Here is a 15,297-nt window from a genome sequence, read left to right as displayed (position 1 = left end):
GCTGCCGCTGTGCGTGGGCGTGGCCGTCGCCTCGGGTGTCCCGGCCGAACTGGGCCTGGTCACCGGCATCGTGGGCGGCCTCGTCACCGGGCTGAGCCCCGCCGGGGGCGGTGCGCGGGCCGTGCGGGGACGGGGTCAGTGCCGGCTCATGCGGTTGGCGATGGCGTGGCCCACGAAGAGGTAGACGACCGCGGCCAGGCCGTACCCGGCGACCACCCGGGCCCACGCCTCGTCGAAGGTGAACAGGTCGTGCGACCAGCCTGCCAGCCAGGAGGCCGCGTCATGGACGAACTGCACCAGGCTGTTCGCCCGGTTCGCGTCCAACAGGTACATCAGGATCCACAGGCCGAGGATGAAGGCCATGACGTCGGCGACGATCGCGATGACCGTCCCGGCCTGATTCGCACCGTTGCGATATCTAGGGGACATGCCTTGCGGATTGCCGGGCGGCGGGCGGTGAAACCCGGACGGCGTCCCCCGGGTGGCGCGTCCGGGCTTCCCGGGAGAGGCTGCCGGAGGAAGCCAACCGCTCGGGGAGACACGTCCGGAGGATCTCGTGCCCGTACCGATGCGGCGCCTCGCCGTGGCGCTCACCCTGTGCTGCGCCCTGCTCGCCGGTTCCACCGCCTGCGGAAGCGACGGGAAGAGCACGACGAAGAACAGCGCGGCGACCCAGGCCGTCCCCGCCGCCGAGAGTCCCACCCCCAGCCCCAGCACGTCCACGGAGAAGCGCAAGTTCGCCAAGACGCGGTTCGTGCTGGACGCGGGGCTCGCCGCAGGCGCCACCTACCAGTGGATCGTGAAGCCCTGGAAGGCCGGCAAGTTCAAGAAGGGCGCCCACGGCCGCAAGCTGGCCCTGGTGAAGGCCGGAGTCGCCGGCCTGTTCACCTACAACAGGCTCAAGGCGGCCAAGAAGAACGCCCAGGCCGACCCGGCGCTGTCCAAGGCCCTCGCACCGCTGTCCGCCGGCATCGAATCCCTGAAGAGCCTGCCGTCCAAGCTCCGCAAGGGTGACGAGGGCGCGGCCGGCTCGTTCGACGACATCATCAACAAGGTCAAGGGCGCGGGCAAGAGCGCCGGCGCACCGGTCGAGAACAAGGTGCCCTCCGCCTCCCAGCTGTCCGGCGGCTGACCGTAACGGACACCTCGTCAACGCCTTCCAGGTACGGCCGTACGGCGACGGCCCCCCGCCACGAGGGCGAGGGGCCGTGCGGTACGGGGGTACGGCTCAGCCGCGCTGGATGCCCGAGCTGTCCTGGAGCACACCACGACGGCCGTCCTGGGTCTGCGCGATCAGCGCGGCACCGCGCTGCTCCACGGCCAGGTACCAGGTACCCGGCGCCAGTTCGGCGATCTGGTTCGGCGAGCCGTCCTCCGCGAACAGCGGGCGGGCCACCGGCACGGCGAACCAGAACGGGGAGAAGTCCCCGGCCGCAGGCTGCGGTGCCGGAGCGCCCTGCGGGGCGGCCGGCTGCTGCTGCCCGAACGGCTGACCCGGCTGCGGCTGAGCACCGTACGGCTGCTGCGGCTGGGCACCCGGGTAGCCGTAACCGCCGGGCGGCTGGGCGCCGTAGGGCTGCGGGGCGGCCGGCTTGGGAGCCGGGACCAGGGCGGCCTGGAGGGCGGGCACCAGGGGCGTGGCGATGGCGGCCGCGGCCAGCAGCAGAGCGGCGATGAGCCCCAGGACCAGTCCGGCGCCCGCGCCGACGTCGAACCGGTCGAAGTCGTCGAAGGCGCCCAGCGGGTCGAGGATCGACCAGAACGCGGTCCACGCGGCGAACACCGTGAGGATGACGCCCACTTGGCCGAGGTCGAAGCCGATGACCTTGCGCGGCTGCGGCAGCGCGCGGGCGACGACGATCAGGACCGCGCCGATGATGCCGCCGACGTACATGCTCATCACGAGGCCCAGGTTGTCCCAGGCGCTGGTGCTGTCGCTGCCGGTGTCGAACGTGTCGAGAAACGACGCGATGAACAGCACCACCGCTGCTCCGATCACCACGCCGTCGCCTCTAGTGAGGGAGCGGATATTCACTTCAGGTCCTTCGTAGGTCGTCTCGTCGTCGGTAGACACTATCGTTCACAAGATCGGGCCGTACGGCCGGATCCGCCCGCCGGTCAGGACCGACGCAGGAACCCCACGATTCCCTCGGAGATCCCCCGCGCCGCCTTCTGCCGCCAGGCGCCGCTTGTCAGCAGTGCCGCGTCCTTGCTATCGCGCATGTTGCCGCACTCGAGGAACACCTTGGGAACCGTTGACAGATTGAGACCGCCCAGGTCCGTCCGCGTGACCAGACCGGTACCTTCACCGAGGTAGTTGGACGGCGGCTCGCCCGTCGCCCGCAGGAAACCGCCCGCGATGCGCGTCCCCAGGTCGTGGGACGGGCCGACGATGGCGCGGGTATCCGCCGCACCGGCGTGCACGGACCCGGGCAGGATGACGTGGAAGCCGCGGTTGCCGGGTGCGGAGCCGTCGGCGTGCAGGGAGACGGCCGCGTCCGCGCGCGCGGTGTTCCCGATCCGGGCCCGCTCGTCCACGCACGGTCCCCAGGCCGGGCTGTCCCCGTCGTGCGTCAACTTCACGGTGGCGCCCTGCCGTTCGAGCAGCTCCCGCAGCCGGTGCGCCAGGTCCAGGGTGAACCGGGCCTCCGCGTAACCGTCGTTGGTGGACGTGCCGGTGGTGTCGCACTCCTTGCGGTGGGTGCCGATGTCCACCGAGCGGCCGATCTCGGCCGTGTGCCGGAAGTTGCCCGGGTTGTGTCCCGGGTCGATGACGATGACCTTCCCCTCGAGCGGGCCGCTGCCGTCCGCCGTGCCGCCGGTGCCGGGCGGGGCGGTCGGTGCGGACGGGGAGGAGGACACCTCGGAGCCGTGCGGGGCCGGCGCGGGGGAGGCCTTGCCGTCCCGGCCGCCCGGACCGCCGCCCACCGCCTCGTACACCACCCAGCCGAGCAGCGCACCGGGCACCAGTGCGGCGAGCGCCACGGTCAGCGGGCCGCGCCGGGGCCGGCGGGGCTGCGGGGGATCGAGGTCCGGGCCTGCGTACGACACGTCTGCGACTCTAACCGGGAGCTCAGATCCCCGTGCCCGTTCGCCGCAGGACCCGCAGCGAGCCGGTCACCGACACCTCCGTGAACGCCCCCGAGTCCAGCGCCCGCAGATACACGCGGTACGGCGCCTGGCCGGTGAACTCGTCCTCGGGGTCCGGGAAGACGTCGTGGATGGCGAGCAGGCCGCCCTCGGCCACGTGCGGCGCCCAGCCCTCGTAGTCGGCCGTGGCGTGCTCGTCGGTGTGGCCGCCGTCGACGAACACCAGGCCGAGCGGGGAGTTCCAGATCCGCGCGATCTGCGGGGAGCGGCCGACGAGCGCGATCACATGCTCCTCCAGGCCCGCCCGGAAGAGCGTGCGCCGGAAGGCGGGGAGCGTGTCCATCACGCCGACCTCGGGGTCGACCGTCTCCGGGTCGTGGTAGTCCCAGCCGGGCTGCTGCTCCTCGCTGCCCCGGTGGTGGTCGACGGTCAGCGCACCGACCCCGGCCGCGCGGGCCGCGTCGGCGAGCAGCACGGTGGACCGCCCGCAGTACGTGCCGACCTCCAGCAGCGGCAGCCCCAGCCGCCCCGCCTCCACCGCCGCCGCGTACAGCGCCAGCCCCTCGTCCACGGGCATGAACCCCTTGGCCCCCTCGAACGCGGCCAGGATCTCCGGACGGGGTACGGCGCCCATGCTCAACCTCTCACTCACGCAACGATCCACCCCATGCTCCCGCATCCCCCCTACCGACCGGACAGGGGGTAGCACAACGCCCCCGAAGGGGCGCGGGGAACGGCGCCCCCAGCCACAACCGGGCCGCAGCCGCCACCAGACCCCCGTGGCACCCCGTGAAGCGCACCCACCCGCCCACCGAACACGGACGCCCCGGAAGGGGCGCGGGGAACGGCGCGCCCAGCCACACCTGAGCCGCAGCCGCCGTACAACCTCACCCGCCACCCCCCGCAGCGCACCCGCCCACCCCCGGCAGGGGCGCCGCGGGGAACGGCGCGCCCAGCCACCCCCGAGCCGCAGTCGCCCTACAACCCCGTGGCACCCCCGTAGAGCACCCGCGCCCCCCAGCGGAGCGCTACGCGCTGACCGAAGCCCCCGGCAGAGCAAGGTCCAGGTCGACGGCCCGTTCCTCACCGGAGTGGGTCGCCGACGAGGCCAGCGGCCCATGCCCGGCCGCCTTCGCGGCGAGTACGTACGCGCCCTGCGCCGGCACCGCGAGGGCGTAGGAGCCGTCCTCCCCGGAGACCGTGGCGCCCGCCTGCCGGCCCCGGCGGTCGATCAGGGTGACCGTGGCCCGGGCGACCGGCGTGCCACCGGCGTCCAGCACCCGCCCCCTGAAGCCCCGCAGCACCTGCTCGGCGCGCTCCAGGTTCGTGTCCTCCTCGCTGCTGGCGCGCAGCTGGGTGTGCTGGGCCGGCCGCGGAGCCTTCGGCAGGAAGAGGGCGAGCAGCAGGCCGACCGCGACGGCGGCCGTGGCGATCAGGAAGGAGACGCGGAAGCCGTGCATGGTCGGGACGGCGAGGCCGCCCACGTTGTGCGCGGTGTTGGCCAGCACCATGCCGATGACGGCGCTGGAGACCGACGTACCGATGGAGCGCATGAGGGTGTTGAGGCCGTTGGCCGCGCCGGTCTCCGAGGCGGGTACCGCGCCGACGATGAGCGCGGGCAGCGAGGAGTAGGCGAGGCCGATGCCCGCGCCGAGGATCACGGAGGTGATGATCGTCTGCCAGGCCGCGTCCATCAGGCCGAGACCGCCGCCGTAGCCGATGGCGATGATCAGCATGCCGAGGATGAGGGTGACCTTGGGGCCGTAGCGGGCGGACAGGCGGGCGTAGACCGGTGCCGTGAACATCATCGTCAGGCCCAGCGGGGCCACGCACAGGCCCGCGACGACCATGGACTGCCCGAGGCCGTAGCCGGTCGCGCTGGGCAGCTGGAGCAGCTGGGGCAGGACCAGTGAGACGACGTAGAAGCTGACGCCGACCATGATCGAGGCGAGGTTGGTGAGCAGTACCTCGCGCCGGGCGGTGGTGCGCAGGTCGACGAGGGGTGCCTGGATGCGCAGCTCGTACACGCCCCACAGCAGGAGGACGGCGACGGCCGCGGCGAACAGGCCGAGCGTCGTGCCGGAGGACCAGCCCCAGTCGCTGCCCTTGGTGATCGGCAGGAGGAGGAGGACCAGGCCGACGGACAGGCCGGCCGCGCCGAGCACGTCGAAGGTGCCCCGGGCGCGCATGGGGGACTCGGGGACGACGAGGAGGGTGAGGGCGATGGCGAGCACGCCGAGGCCGGCGGCGCCGTAGAACAGGGCGTGCCAGTCCGAGTGCTGTGCGACCAGGGCCGCGGCGGGCAGGGCGAGGCCGCCGCCGACGCCGATGGAGGAACTCATCAGCGCCATGGCCGAGCCGAGCTTCTCGCGCGGCAGCATGTCGCGCATCAGGCCGATGCCGAGGGGTATCGCGCCCATGGCGAAGCCCTGGAGGGTACGGCCGACGATCATGGTGATCAGGTCACTGGTGAGCGCGCTGACCAGGGCGCCGACCACCATCACGGAGAGGCTGAACACCAGCATGCGCCGCTTGCCGTACAGGTCGCCGAGCCGGCCCATGATCGGGGTGGCGACGGCACCGGACAGGAGGGTCGAGGTGAGCACCCAGGTGGCGTTCGTGGGGGCGGTGCCCAGCAGCTGCGGCAGGTCCTTGATGACCGGCACGAGCAGGGTCTGCATCACCGCGACCACGATGCCCGCGAAGGCGAGCACCGGGACCACGGCCCCGCTCGCTCCCCGGGTGGGCTGGTCGGTCGTCGTGTCTGGCATGGGGTGAGGCCTTCCGCGTGTCATAAGTGCTGCGTAAACCTCGTATGCGCAGGCAACTATTCCGTTGCTTCGGGCCTCTAATGAATTCTTGACCGACCCATGGGTTTCTGATGGCGGGTCAGGATTTACAGCCACCCCTGCTGCCGGGCCTCCCGCGCCGCCTCCGCCCGGTTCCGGGTGCCGGTCTTGCCGATCGCGGAGGAGAGGTGGTTGCGGACGGTGGACTCGGACAGGTGGAGCCGGCCGGCGATGTCGGCGACCGTCGCCCCGCCCCTCGCCGCCGTCAGCACCTCGCGCTCGCGGGCCGTCAGCGGGTTGGGTCCGGCGGTGAGCGCGGCGGCGGCCAGCCCCGGATCGACCACCGTCTCCCCGCCGAGCACGCGCCGCACCGCCCCGGCCAGCTCCTCCACCGGCCCGTCCTTGACGAGGAAGCCGGCCGCCCCGGCCTCCATGGCCCGGCGCAGGTAGCCGGGCCGGCCGAAGGTGGTGAGGATCAGGACCCGGCAGCCGGGCGCCTTGTCCCGCAGCAGGGCGGCCGCGTCCAGCCCGCTGATGCCCGGCAGCTCGATGTCGAGCAGGGCCACGTCCGGCCGGTGCGTGAGCACGCCGTCCACGATGGCGTCGCCCGCGGACACCTGCGCCACGACCTCGATGTCCTCCTCCATGCCGAGCAGCAGGGCGAGGGCGCCGCGCATCATGCCCTGGTCCTCGGCGAGGAGCACCCGGATGCGCCTGGCGGGCCGCTCGTCACGGGGTGTCTCGTTCATGGGCTCAGGTTACGGCGGGCTCCCGGACCGAGGGGGCGGAGTGCCGAACGGGGCGCTCCCGGGGCTCACTTCGGTTAAAGAATCTCCCTTCTCCCGTGCGGCGGGGGTTGACGACTCTTGACCGTACGCAAACAATCGCCCCTGCCTTCTCGGCAATTCCCGGTATTCCACCTGCCGGGCAGGTCCGGTATTTCGATCGAACAACGTTCGGGATATCGGACAAGGCAGAAAACCCGCAGGAACCCCCGCACTGCCCCCGACGAATACGAGGTACACCGTGTTTCGCCGAACCCCCCGGACCCCCCGCGGTGCCCGGACCCCCCGCACCCCCCGAACTCCCCGGCGTGCCAGAAGCGCCCTCCTGTCCGTCCTCGCCGTCTGCGCCGGCCTGGCCGCCCTGCTCTTCGGCACCGGCGCGCCCCCGGCCGCCGCCGCCGGTTCGCTGCCCTGCGACATCTACGGCGCCGCGGGCACCCCCTGCGTCGCCGCGCACAGCCTGGCCCGGGCGCTGTACGGGTCGTACAACGGCCCGCTCTACCAGGTGCGCCGCGCCTCGGACGGGGCGACCACCAAGATCGGCCTGCTGTCCGCCGGCGGCTACGCCGACGCCGCCGCCCAGGACTCCTTCTGTTCCGGCACGACCTGCATCATCATCGAGATCTACGACCAGTCCCCGCGCCACAACGACCTCACCGTCGAGGGCGCGGGCGGCGCCGGCGCGGCCGATGTCGGGGCGCCCGCGGACGCCCTGCCGGTGACCGCCGGCGGCCACCAGGTCTACGGCCTGGAGATCTCCGCCGGCATGGGCTACCGGGACAACTCCACCTCGGGTGTCGCCGTGAACGGACAGGCCGAGGGGATGTACATGGTGACCTCCGGCACCCACGTCAACAACCGCTGCTGCTTCGACTACGGCAACGCCGAGACCAACAACCTGGACACCGGCAACGGCCACATGGACGCCATCAACTTCGGCACCGAATGCTGGTTCGCGCCCTGCTACGGCCAGGGCCCCTGGGTCCAGGCCGACCTGGAGAACGGCCTGTTCCAGTCCGACGCCGGATACAGCAGGAACACGGCCAATACCGGCACCGGAGCGCTGCCGTTCGTGACCGCTCTCCTCAAGAACAACGGGCAGAACCATTTCGCCCTGAAATACGCGAACGCCCAGTCCGGCGGACTGACGACCACCTATTCCGGCGGTGAGCCGACCGCGAGCGGCTACTCGCCGATGCACCAGGAGGGCGCGATCGTCCTCGGCACCGGAGGCGACAACAGCAACGGCTCCATCGGGTCCTTCTTCGAGGGCGTCATGACGTCCGGCATCCCGACCGACGCCGCCGACGCCGCCGTCCAGGCCAACATCGTCTCCGTCGGTTACGGCGGCCCGACCGGCAGCACCGGCACGCTGAACCCGGGCTCCGAGATCTCGCTGCGCGCCACGACCGCCTGCTGCACCACCGAGTACGTCCGCCACCAGAACGACGCGGCCGTCACCTCCACGGTGACGTCGGGCAGCCCGGCCGTCGACAAGGGCGACGCCACCTGGATCGTGCGCCGCGGGCTCGCCAACGCCTCCTGCGTCTCCTTCGAGTCGCGCAACTACCCCGGCGACTTCCTGCGCCACTTCGACTACCGGCTGTACCGGCAGCCCATGGACGGCACCGCCCAGTTCCGGGCCGACGCCACCTTCTGCCCGCAGACCGGCAAGAGCGGCACCGGCACCTCGTTCGCCTCGTACAACTATCCGACCCGCTACCTGCGCCACTACAACCACACGCTGTACATAGCGAGCAACGGCGGCTCCAACGACTTCGACAGCAGCACCTCCTGGGCCGCCGACGTCAGCTGGGCGACCGGCTCTCCCTGGGCGCCGTAACCGCCGCCGGGACCAACCCGTCGACGGCCACGGGGAGTTCCGCGGTGACCGTGAAACCGCCGCGCGGCGCCGGACCGGCCGTGAGGGAGCCGGCCGCCGCCGCGAGGCGTTCGGCCAGCCCCTTCAGCCCCGTACCGCCGACGCGCACCCGGGGCCGGCCGGCCCCCTCGCCGGCCCCGGTGCCGGCATCCGGGCCCGTGCCGGTGCCGGTGCCGTTGTCCGTGACCGTCAGGCGGACCCGCTCGGTGGTGCCCTCCACGGTGATCTCGCAGCGGGTGGCGTGGCTGTGCCGGACGACGTTGGTGACCGCCTCGCGCACCACCCAGCCCAGCAGCGCCTCGCTCTGCGGGTCGAGCGGCGTCCCGGACTGGTGGACCACCGGCTCCACGCTCGCCGCGGACAGCGCCGACCGGGCCCGGGTCAGCTCGGTGGCCAGGCTGCCCTCGCGGTAGCCGGTCACCGCCTCGCGGATCTCGGTGAGCGCCTGCCGGCCCACCGACTCGATGTCGGTGATCTGCGCCAGCGCCGCGTCGAGATCCCGCGGGGCCAGCCGCCGGGCCGCCTCGGACTTCACCACGATCACCGACAGGGTGTGCCCGAGCAGGTCGTGCAGATCGCGGGAGAACCGCAGCCGCTCCTTCTCCACGGCCCGCCGGGCCAGTTCCTCACGGGCGGCCCGCAACTCCCGTACGGCCTCGGACAGACCGAGGATCGCGGCGGTCACCATGCTGGAGATGAAGGTGCCGTACCCGATGCTCGACGCGTCGTCCCAGCCGCCACGCACGTAGGCGATGGCACCCGCGTACAGCGCGAGCAGCGTCCCCGCGCGCCCCAGCAGCGGACCGCGCAGACAGGCACCCGCCGCGAGCCCCAGCAGCGGGAAGAACACCAGCCAGTCACCGCCGTACCCGAGGGCCAGGCCGGTGGTGAGCAGGCCCATCAGACCGAGCGCCACCCGGGTGGACACCGCCTCGCGCCTGCGCCGGTCGAAGGAGCGGAACGTGACGTACAGGTAGAGGGAGTTGAAGGCCAGCAGCCCCAGACCGCCGACCCACGGGTCGGCCGTCCTGCCCTGAAGCACGTTGGACATGGCCCCCATGCCCATCAGCAGCCACGGCAGCAGGGTGAAGCCGGTGGGCGGCGGGCCCGGCTCCTCGACGCCCGGCGACCCGCCGTTCTTCCGGGCGGCCCGGTAGGCCTCGCGTTCCGCCCGCCACCGGCGCTGTTCCGCCTGCCACAGCCGGTATTCCGCCCGCCAGCGGCGCTGTTCCGTCCGCCGGTCCGCTGTCCCGCGTCTCGGTGCCCGCCACCATGTCATCTGTCGTCCCCCGGTCGAGTGGTCCCCGCCGTGCGGCGGTAGGACGCACAGCGTAGGGACCAACCGTAAGGAGCCGGATCCGCCCACCGGCAGATGCGTACGTACGGTTCCGGGCAGGACGAATGTCACAGGCGGCGCCCGGAACCGGCACAGCGCCGACGACAGCCCTCACCCACTGGAGCCGCATGCCCATCGACGCAGCCCTGGCCCTCGCCGCCGCACCCCGTCGCGGTGAGATTTCCTGGACCCCGAGGGACGTCCAGCTCTACCACCTCGGCATCGGGGCCGGCGCCGACCCCGACAAGGACGACCCCGCCACCGACCCGGACGAGCTGCGCTACACCCTGGAGACCCGGCTGCACGTCCTGCCGAGCTTCGCCACCGTCGCCGGATCCGGCGCACCCGGCGTCATCGCCGCACTGTCCATGCCGGGCATCGACGTCGACCTGGCCAGGGTCCTGCACGGCGGCCAGAACCTCACGGTGCACCGGCCGGTCCCCGTCGCGGGCACCGCCACCGCCACGAGCCGCATCGCCGCCGTGTACGACAAGGGGGAGGCCGCCGTCCTCGTCCTGCGCACCGAAGTCGCGGACGGCGGCGGCCCGTTGTGGACCGACGAGGCCCGGATCTTCGTACGCGGCGAGGGCGGCTGGGGCGGCGACCGAGGACCCGCCTCCCGTCCGGACCCGCCCGCCGGCGCCCCCGACCGGACCGTCGAGCGCCCCGTCCGCCCCGACCAGGCCCTCCTCTACCGCCTCACCGGTGACCTCAACCCCCTGCACGCCGACCCGGAGTTCGCCCGGCTCGCGGGCTTCGGCCGGCCGGTGCTGCACGGCCTGTGCACCTACGGCATCACGCTCAAGGCGGTCGTGGACACGCTGCTCGGCGGCGACGTGACCCGGGTACGCGGCTACGGCACCCGGTTCACCGGCGTGGTGTACCCCGGGGAGACCCTGCGCGTCCGCATGTGGCGCCGGGCGGACCTGGTGCGGGTCACCGTGGACGCCACCGAGCGGGACACGGGGGTGCTCACCGGAACAGTCGTCCAGCACCTCTGAGGCCGAAGGCCTCGACGGCGCCGGAGGCTAGGCACCGATGGTGCCGGAGGCGAGGCCTTGACGGTGCCGGAGGCGATGGGCCCGGCACAGGCAGAGGGGCACTCGCCGGACGAGTGCCCCTCTGTTCCCTGCTGTTCCCCTGCGGTCAGAAAGCCGCCTCGACCGTCTCCTGTACCGGCTTGCGGTGCCGGCCGTGCGGAGTCGGAGTCGTCTCGCTCTCCTGGGCCGCGACCGGGCCCCGGTGCCGGCCGTGGCCGGCGCTCTCCTGAGAGTCGGCAGACAGCTGCCGCGTCCTGGTGTCGCTCATCGGAAGAATTCACCCCGTCAACATGATCTTTCGTACAGCCGGGCGAGTCTAACCGGCCCACCAGGGGCCGAATCCAGGCGCACACGCCGACCGGCACTGGTTCGTTACAAGACGGCCCAGAGGCGCCTGTTGGAGCGGCACGGGACGGGCCACCACAGGCTCCCCGGGGCCCGGTTCCGCCCCCGTCCGGGACGCTCCGGGTGCCTCGGCAGCCTGGACCGCATCCCCGGTCCCGCCGGTGTCGCTTGTTCCACGGGGCCGGTCGGTCCCACCCGACCCGTCAGGCCGGTCGGTCCCACCCGACCCGTCAGGCCGGTCGGTCCCACCCGACCCGTCAGGCCGGTCGGTCCTACCTGACCCGTCCGGCCGGTCCGTCCTGCCAGGCCCGCCAGTCCCGTCCGTGCAGCCGGTCCCGTCTGTCCCGCTCGCTCGCTCCGGGGCGCCCGCGCCGCCCACGGCGCCCGCCCCCGCCACGGCTCCCGCCTCCCCGGCGGCGTTCGCGCTCGACACGGCTCCCGTCCCCCCGACGGCGCCCGTCCCCGCCACGGCGCCCCCGCCCCCCGCGTCGCCCCTGGGCGCCGTCAGCTCCGCCACCCCGCACGGGGTGTCCCGCGTGGCGTACGGCAGCCGCAGCACGCCCTGCGGGGTCCAGAGCCCGGCCCCCGCCAGCCATCCGTGCGGCGCCGGAAGATGACGTACCCGCCGTTCCGCCGGCCGCCAGATGCCCACCCAGGTGCCGAACGTCCCGTCGATGCGCAGGCCCACCCCGCAGTTCTCCGGCATCAGCACCTGCCCCGGCTGGATCGCGAACGGCGTCACCCGGCACTCCGGCACCCGCAGGCACTCCGGGAAGCGCACCGGCAGGGTGCTGCCGAGCACGCCCCAGCCCAGTCGCCGCCGCCCCGGGGAGGGAGCGTCCGAGGAGATCAGCAGCAGCCCGCTGTCGGGGTCGGCCAGCAGCAGCCGGTCGTCGCTGCCGTCCGTGATCTGGAGCAGCGGCGAGACGGCGCCGGCGCGCTCCAGATCCACCACGACCGTCTTGGTGCGCCCGTCCAGCTCCCGGTCCAGCGCCAGCAGCCGCCCGGTGCGGTCCAGCCACACCCCGCCCGAGCAGCGCCCCGGTACCTCGGCGAGCCGCTCCGGGCCGGACGCCCCGCCCGCCACCAGCCACACGACGCTGGAACGCGGCCCGACGGCGAGGGCGTACGCCCGTGCGCCTCCCGGCGCCGGCGGCAGCAGGGTGAGCCCCGCCGGCCCGGTACCGGGCCCGGGACGCTCCACCGTGCCCAGCGGCAGCTCACCGGTGCCGGGCCCGGTCGGATACAGCAGCGAGAAGGCGTGCCGCCCCTCCACCAGCCGGTGGATCAGCACCCGGCCGTCGCCCAGGGGCTGCACCTCGGTGCCGGGCTCCTCCGGCTGGTTGCCGGGCAGCGGTACCGCGTACGGCTCCGGGCCGTCCAGCGTCCAGCGCTCCGGGAACCAGGAGTCACCGGCCGGCGCGAGCCGGGCGGCGTACGCGCCGTCCGCCGTGATCACGCATCCAGCCGCCCCCGGCGCACCGTCGGCCCCGTCCGTGGACGGGGATTCGATCGCACAGGCCGTCATGGTTCGGTCACCTCCGGCGACGAAGCTAGTTTTCGTACGCACGGGCGGGGGACCGGCGGCGCACGCTTCACACATACGGGTGGGGCAGAAGCGATTCCTCTGAGGAAACCGGGGCGTCTGTGCTGACCGGGACCGGAGCGGGCGGATGCGGTACAGGCCCGCAGAACAGCCAGGTAGCCTGTCCCTCGTGCCCCGTCTGTCTGAAGTCATCGCCGCGCTGGAGAACCTGTGGCCCGCCGAGCGGGCCGAGTCCTGGGACGCGGTCGGCACCGTCGTGGGCGACCCCGGCCAGGAGATCACCCGGGTCCTGTTCGCCGTCGACCCGGTCCAGGAGATCGTCGACGAGGCGGTGAAGCTCGGCGCGGGCCTCCTGGTCACCCACCACCCGCTCTATCTGCGCGGTACGACGACGGTCGCGGCCACGCACTTCAAGGGCCGGGTCGTGCACACGCTCATCAAGAACGACATCGCGCTGCACGTCGCCCACACCAACGCCGACAGCGCCGACCCGGGTGTCTCCGACGCCCTCGCCGGCGCGCTGGACCTCCGGGTCGTACGACCCCTCGTACCCGACCCCACCGACCCGCACGGCCGCCGGGGCCTGGGCCGCGTCTGCGCCCTCGACCACCCGCTCACCGTCCGCGAACTCGCCGCCCGCGCCGCCGAACGGCTGCCCGCCACCGCGCAGGGCATCCGGGTGGCCGGCGACCCGGATGCCGTCGTCCGCACGGTCGCCGTCAGCGGCGGCTCCGGCGACGGCCTCTTCGACGAGGTCCGCGCCGCCGGTGTCGACGCCTTCCTCACCGCCGACCTGCGCCACCACCCGGCGTCCGAGGCGGTGGCCCACAGCCCGCTCGCGCTGCTCGACGCGGCGCACTGGGCCACCGAGTGGCCCTGGTGCGAGCTGGCCGCCGCCCAGCTCGACGAGATCTCCGACCGCCACGGCTGGGACCTGCGCGTCCACGTCTCCAAGACGGTCACCGACCCCTGGACCGCCCACGCGGCGTCCACCACCCCCGCTAGCTAACAGGAGCCCCCAACTGAACGCCGCGCCCGCCGACCAGATCCGACTCCTCGACGTCCAGGACCTCGACGTCCGTCTCCAGCAGCTCGCACACAAGCGGAAGTCGCTGCCCGAGCACGCCGAGATCGATGCGCTGACCAAGGACCTCACCCAGCTGCGCGACCTGCTCGTGGCCGCGCAGACCGAGGAGAGCGACTGCGCCCGCGAGCAGACCAAGGCCGAGCAGGACGTGGACCAGGTGCGCCGGCGCGCCACCCGCGACCAGCAGCGCCTGGACTCCGGCGCGGTCACCTCGCCGAAGGACCTCTCCAACCTCCAGCACGAGATCGTCTCCCTCGCCAAGCGGCAGGGCGACCTGGAGGACGTGGTCCTCGAGGTCATGGAGCGGCGCGAGTCCGCGCAGGAGCGGGTCGGTGAGCTGACCGAGCGGGTCGCGTCCGTCCAGTCGAAGATCGACGACGCCACCGCCCGCCGGAACGCGGCCTTCGAGGCGATCGACGGCGAGGCCGCCTCGGTCACCCGGGAGCGCGAGGTCGTCGCGGCGTCCGTCCCCGCGGACCTGCTCAAGCTCTACGACAAGCTGCGCGCGCAGCAGGGCGGGGTCGGCGCGGCCAAGCTGTACGCCCGCAGCTGCCAGGGCTGCCGGCAGGAACTGGCGATCACCGAGCTGAGCGAGATCCGCTCGGCGGCGCCGGACACGGTGGTGCGCTGCGAGAACTGCCGCCGCATCCTGGTGCGCACGGCCGAGTCGGGTCTGTAGACGAGGGGCCGGACGGGTGCGGGAGTTCATCGTCGAGGCCGACGGCGGGTCACGGGGCAACCCGGGGCCCGCGGGCTACGGCGCCGTGGTGTGCGACGCGGCGACGGGGCAGACCCTGGCCGAGGCGGCGGAGTACATCGGCGTCGCCACGAACAACGTCGCCGAGTATCGCGGTCTCCTGGCCGGCCTCCGCGCCGCCCACGCCCTCGACCCGTCCGCGCCGGTCCATGTCCGCATGGACTCCAAGCTGGTGGTCGAGCAGATGTCGGGCCGCTGGAAGATCAAGCACCCCGCGATGAAGCCCCTGGCGGCGGAGGCCCGGTCCGTCTTCCCGCCGGACCAGGTCACGTACGAGTGGATCCCCCGCGAGCGGAACAAGCACGCGGACCGGCTGGCCAACGAGGCGATGGACGCGGGGGCGAAGGGCGAACAGTGGTCGCCGTCCCGGTCCCGGGCGGACCTGGCCACGGGGACGGACGTCGGCACCCGGACGACTCCGGCGGCCCGGGCCGCGTCGGCGGCCGCGACTACTTCGGCGGCTGCGGCCACTTCGGCGGCTCCGGCCACACCAGGCGCTCCGGCCACACCGGGCGCTCTGACCACATGGGGCGCTCTGGCCACACTGGGCGCTCTGGCCACTTCGGCCACTGAGGCCGCTTCCGCCAATTCGGTCGCACAGGCCACTCGGGCGGCCTCGAACACTTCGTCCGCTCCAGTA

The 15,297-nt window shown here is 73.2% G+C and carries 15 protein-coding genes and 1 pseudogene; 7 read left to right on the top strand and 9 right to left on the bottom strand.

The window, feature by feature from the left end:
* A partial coding sequence (locus tag ABZ117_RS29520; RefSeq protein WP_356824976.1) for a hypothetical protein occupies nt 1-184 on the top strand: 184 nt, incomplete at its 5' end.
* Here ABZ117_RS29520 and ABZ117_RS29515 read toward each other — a convergent pair.
* Nucleotides 136-429, bottom strand: a complete 294-nt coding sequence (locus ABZ117_RS29515; RefSeq protein WP_121789030.1) for a hypothetical protein — start codon at nt 427-429, stop codon at nt 136-138. The two genes, ABZ117_RS29520 and ABZ117_RS29515, sit on opposite strands and share 49 nt — an antisense overlap.
* A gap of 127 nt (nt 430-556) precedes the next feature.
* On the opposite strand from ABZ117_RS29515, the gene ABZ117_RS29510 reads away from it, so the two are divergent.
* A complete protein-coding gene (locus tag ABZ117_RS29510; protein WP_356824974.1) occupies nt 557-1,132 on the top strand; it encodes a hypothetical protein in 576 nt (191 codons plus the stop codon).
* A gap of 96 nt (nt 1,133-1,228) precedes the next feature.
* On the opposite strand, the gene ABZ117_RS29505 is transcribed toward ABZ117_RS29510, so the two are convergent.
* The 5 genes from ABZ117_RS29505 to ABZ117_RS29485 all read right to left on the bottom strand — a co-directional run bounded on the left by ABZ117_RS29505 (nt 1,229) and on the right by ABZ117_RS29485 (nt 6,628).
* Nucleotides 1,229-2,035, bottom strand: coding sequence for a hypothetical protein (locus ABZ117_RS29505; RefSeq protein ID WP_356824972.1), 807 nt, complete (start codon nt 2,033-2,035; stop codon nt 1,229-1,231).
* Nucleotides 2,036-2,118: 83 nt separating this feature from the next.
* Nucleotides 2,119-3,051 carry an N-acetylmuramoyl-L-alanine amidase gene (locus ABZ117_RS29500; protein WP_356824970.1) on the bottom strand — a complete coding sequence of 311 codons (933 nt, stop codon included), beginning with the start codon at nt 3,049-3,051 and terminating at the stop codon, nt 2,119-2,121.
* 22 nt (nt 3,052-3,073) lie between these two features.
* A complete protein-coding gene (locus ABZ117_RS29495; RefSeq protein ID WP_356824984.1) occupies nt 3,074-3,724 on the bottom strand; it encodes a class I SAM-dependent methyltransferase in 651 nt (216 codons plus the stop codon).
* 394 nt (nt 3,725-4,118) lie between these two features.
* Nucleotides 4,119-5,861 (bottom strand): MFS transporter, encoded by a 1,743-nt coding sequence (locus tag ABZ117_RS29490; protein WP_356824968.1) that lies wholly within the window; start codon nt 5,859-5,861, stop codon nt 4,119-4,121.
* 125 nt (nt 5,862-5,986) lie between these two features.
* Entirely contained in the window at nt 5,987-6,628 is a 642-nt protein-coding gene (locus ABZ117_RS29485) for a response regulator transcription factor (protein ID WP_356824966.1), read from the bottom strand.
* A gap of 277 nt (nt 6,629-6,905) precedes the next feature.
* Between ABZ117_RS29485 and ABZ117_RS29480 the strand changes: the two genes are divergently transcribed.
* On the top strand, nt 6,906-8,507 hold the full coding sequence (locus ABZ117_RS29480) for an alpha-L-arabinofuranosidase B (protein ID WP_356824964.1): 1,602 nt from the start codon (nt 6,906-6,908) through the stop codon (nt 8,505-8,507).
* Here the strand turns inward: ABZ117_RS29480 and ABZ117_RS29475 are convergent.
* The gene (locus ABZ117_RS29475; protein WP_356824962.1) at nt 8,473-9,825 is read right to left on the bottom strand and encodes a histidine kinase; all 1,353 of its coding nucleotides are present in this window, start codon (nt 9,823-9,825) and stop codon (nt 8,473-8,475) included. The two genes, ABZ117_RS29480 and ABZ117_RS29475, sit on opposite strands and share 35 nt — an antisense overlap.
* A gap of 185 nt (nt 9,826-10,010) precedes the next feature.
* Here ABZ117_RS29475 and ABZ117_RS29470 point away from each other — a divergent pair, with 185 nt between their 5' ends.
* Nucleotides 10,011-10,883 carry a MaoC/PaaZ C-terminal domain-containing protein gene (locus ABZ117_RS29470; RefSeq protein ID WP_356824960.1) on the top strand — a complete coding sequence of 291 codons (873 nt, stop codon included), beginning with the start codon at nt 10,011-10,013 and terminating at the stop codon, nt 10,881-10,883.
* Between the two features lie 145 nt (nt 10,884-11,028).
* On the opposite strand, the gene ABZ117_RS29465 is transcribed toward ABZ117_RS29470, so the two are convergent.
* Together ABZ117_RS29465 and ABZ117_RS29460 are read right to left on the bottom strand one after the other, a co-directional pair.
* On the bottom strand, nt 11,029-11,190 hold the full coding sequence (locus ABZ117_RS29465) for a hypothetical protein (protein ID WP_356824958.1): 162 nt from the start codon (nt 11,188-11,190) through the stop codon (nt 11,029-11,031).
* A gap of 48 nt (nt 11,191-11,238) precedes the next feature.
* Nucleotides 11,239-12,795, bottom strand: coding sequence for a hypothetical protein (locus ABZ117_RS29460; protein ID WP_356824956.1), 1,557 nt, complete (start codon nt 12,793-12,795; stop codon nt 11,239-11,241).
* Nucleotides 12,796-12,982: 187 nt separating this feature from the next.
* Between ABZ117_RS29460 and ABZ117_RS29455 the strand changes: the two genes are divergently transcribed.
* From ABZ117_RS29455 to ABZ117_RS29445, 3 genes and pseudogenes are all read left to right on the top strand, one after another.
* Nucleotides 12,983-13,822: a Nif3-like dinuclear metal center hexameric protein gene (locus ABZ117_RS29455; RefSeq protein ID WP_356824954.1), complete on the top strand. Its 840-nt coding sequence runs from the start codon at nt 12,983-12,985 to the stop codon at nt 13,820-13,822.
* Between the two features lie 13 nt (nt 13,823-13,835).
* Nucleotides 13,836-14,579 (top strand): C4-type zinc ribbon domain-containing protein, encoded by a 744-nt coding sequence (locus ABZ117_RS29450; RefSeq protein ID WP_356824982.1) that lies wholly within the window; start codon nt 13,836-13,838, stop codon nt 14,577-14,579.
* Nucleotides 14,580-14,595: 16 nt separating this feature from the next.
* Nucleotides 14,596-15,030, top strand: a pseudogene (locus ABZ117_RS29445) (reverse transcriptase-like protein); the annotation flags it as partial.
* Nucleotides 15,031-15,297 lie beyond the last annotated feature (267 nt).

Origin of the sequence: Streptomyces sp. NPDC006309, assembly GCF_040613095.1 — a bacterium.
Classification (GTDB): domain Bacteria; phylum Actinomycetota; class Actinomycetes; order Streptomycetales; family Streptomycetaceae; genus Streptomyces.
The sequence above is the reverse complement of the archived record's forward strand: the minus strand, read 5'-3'. Positions and strand labels throughout refer to the sequence as shown.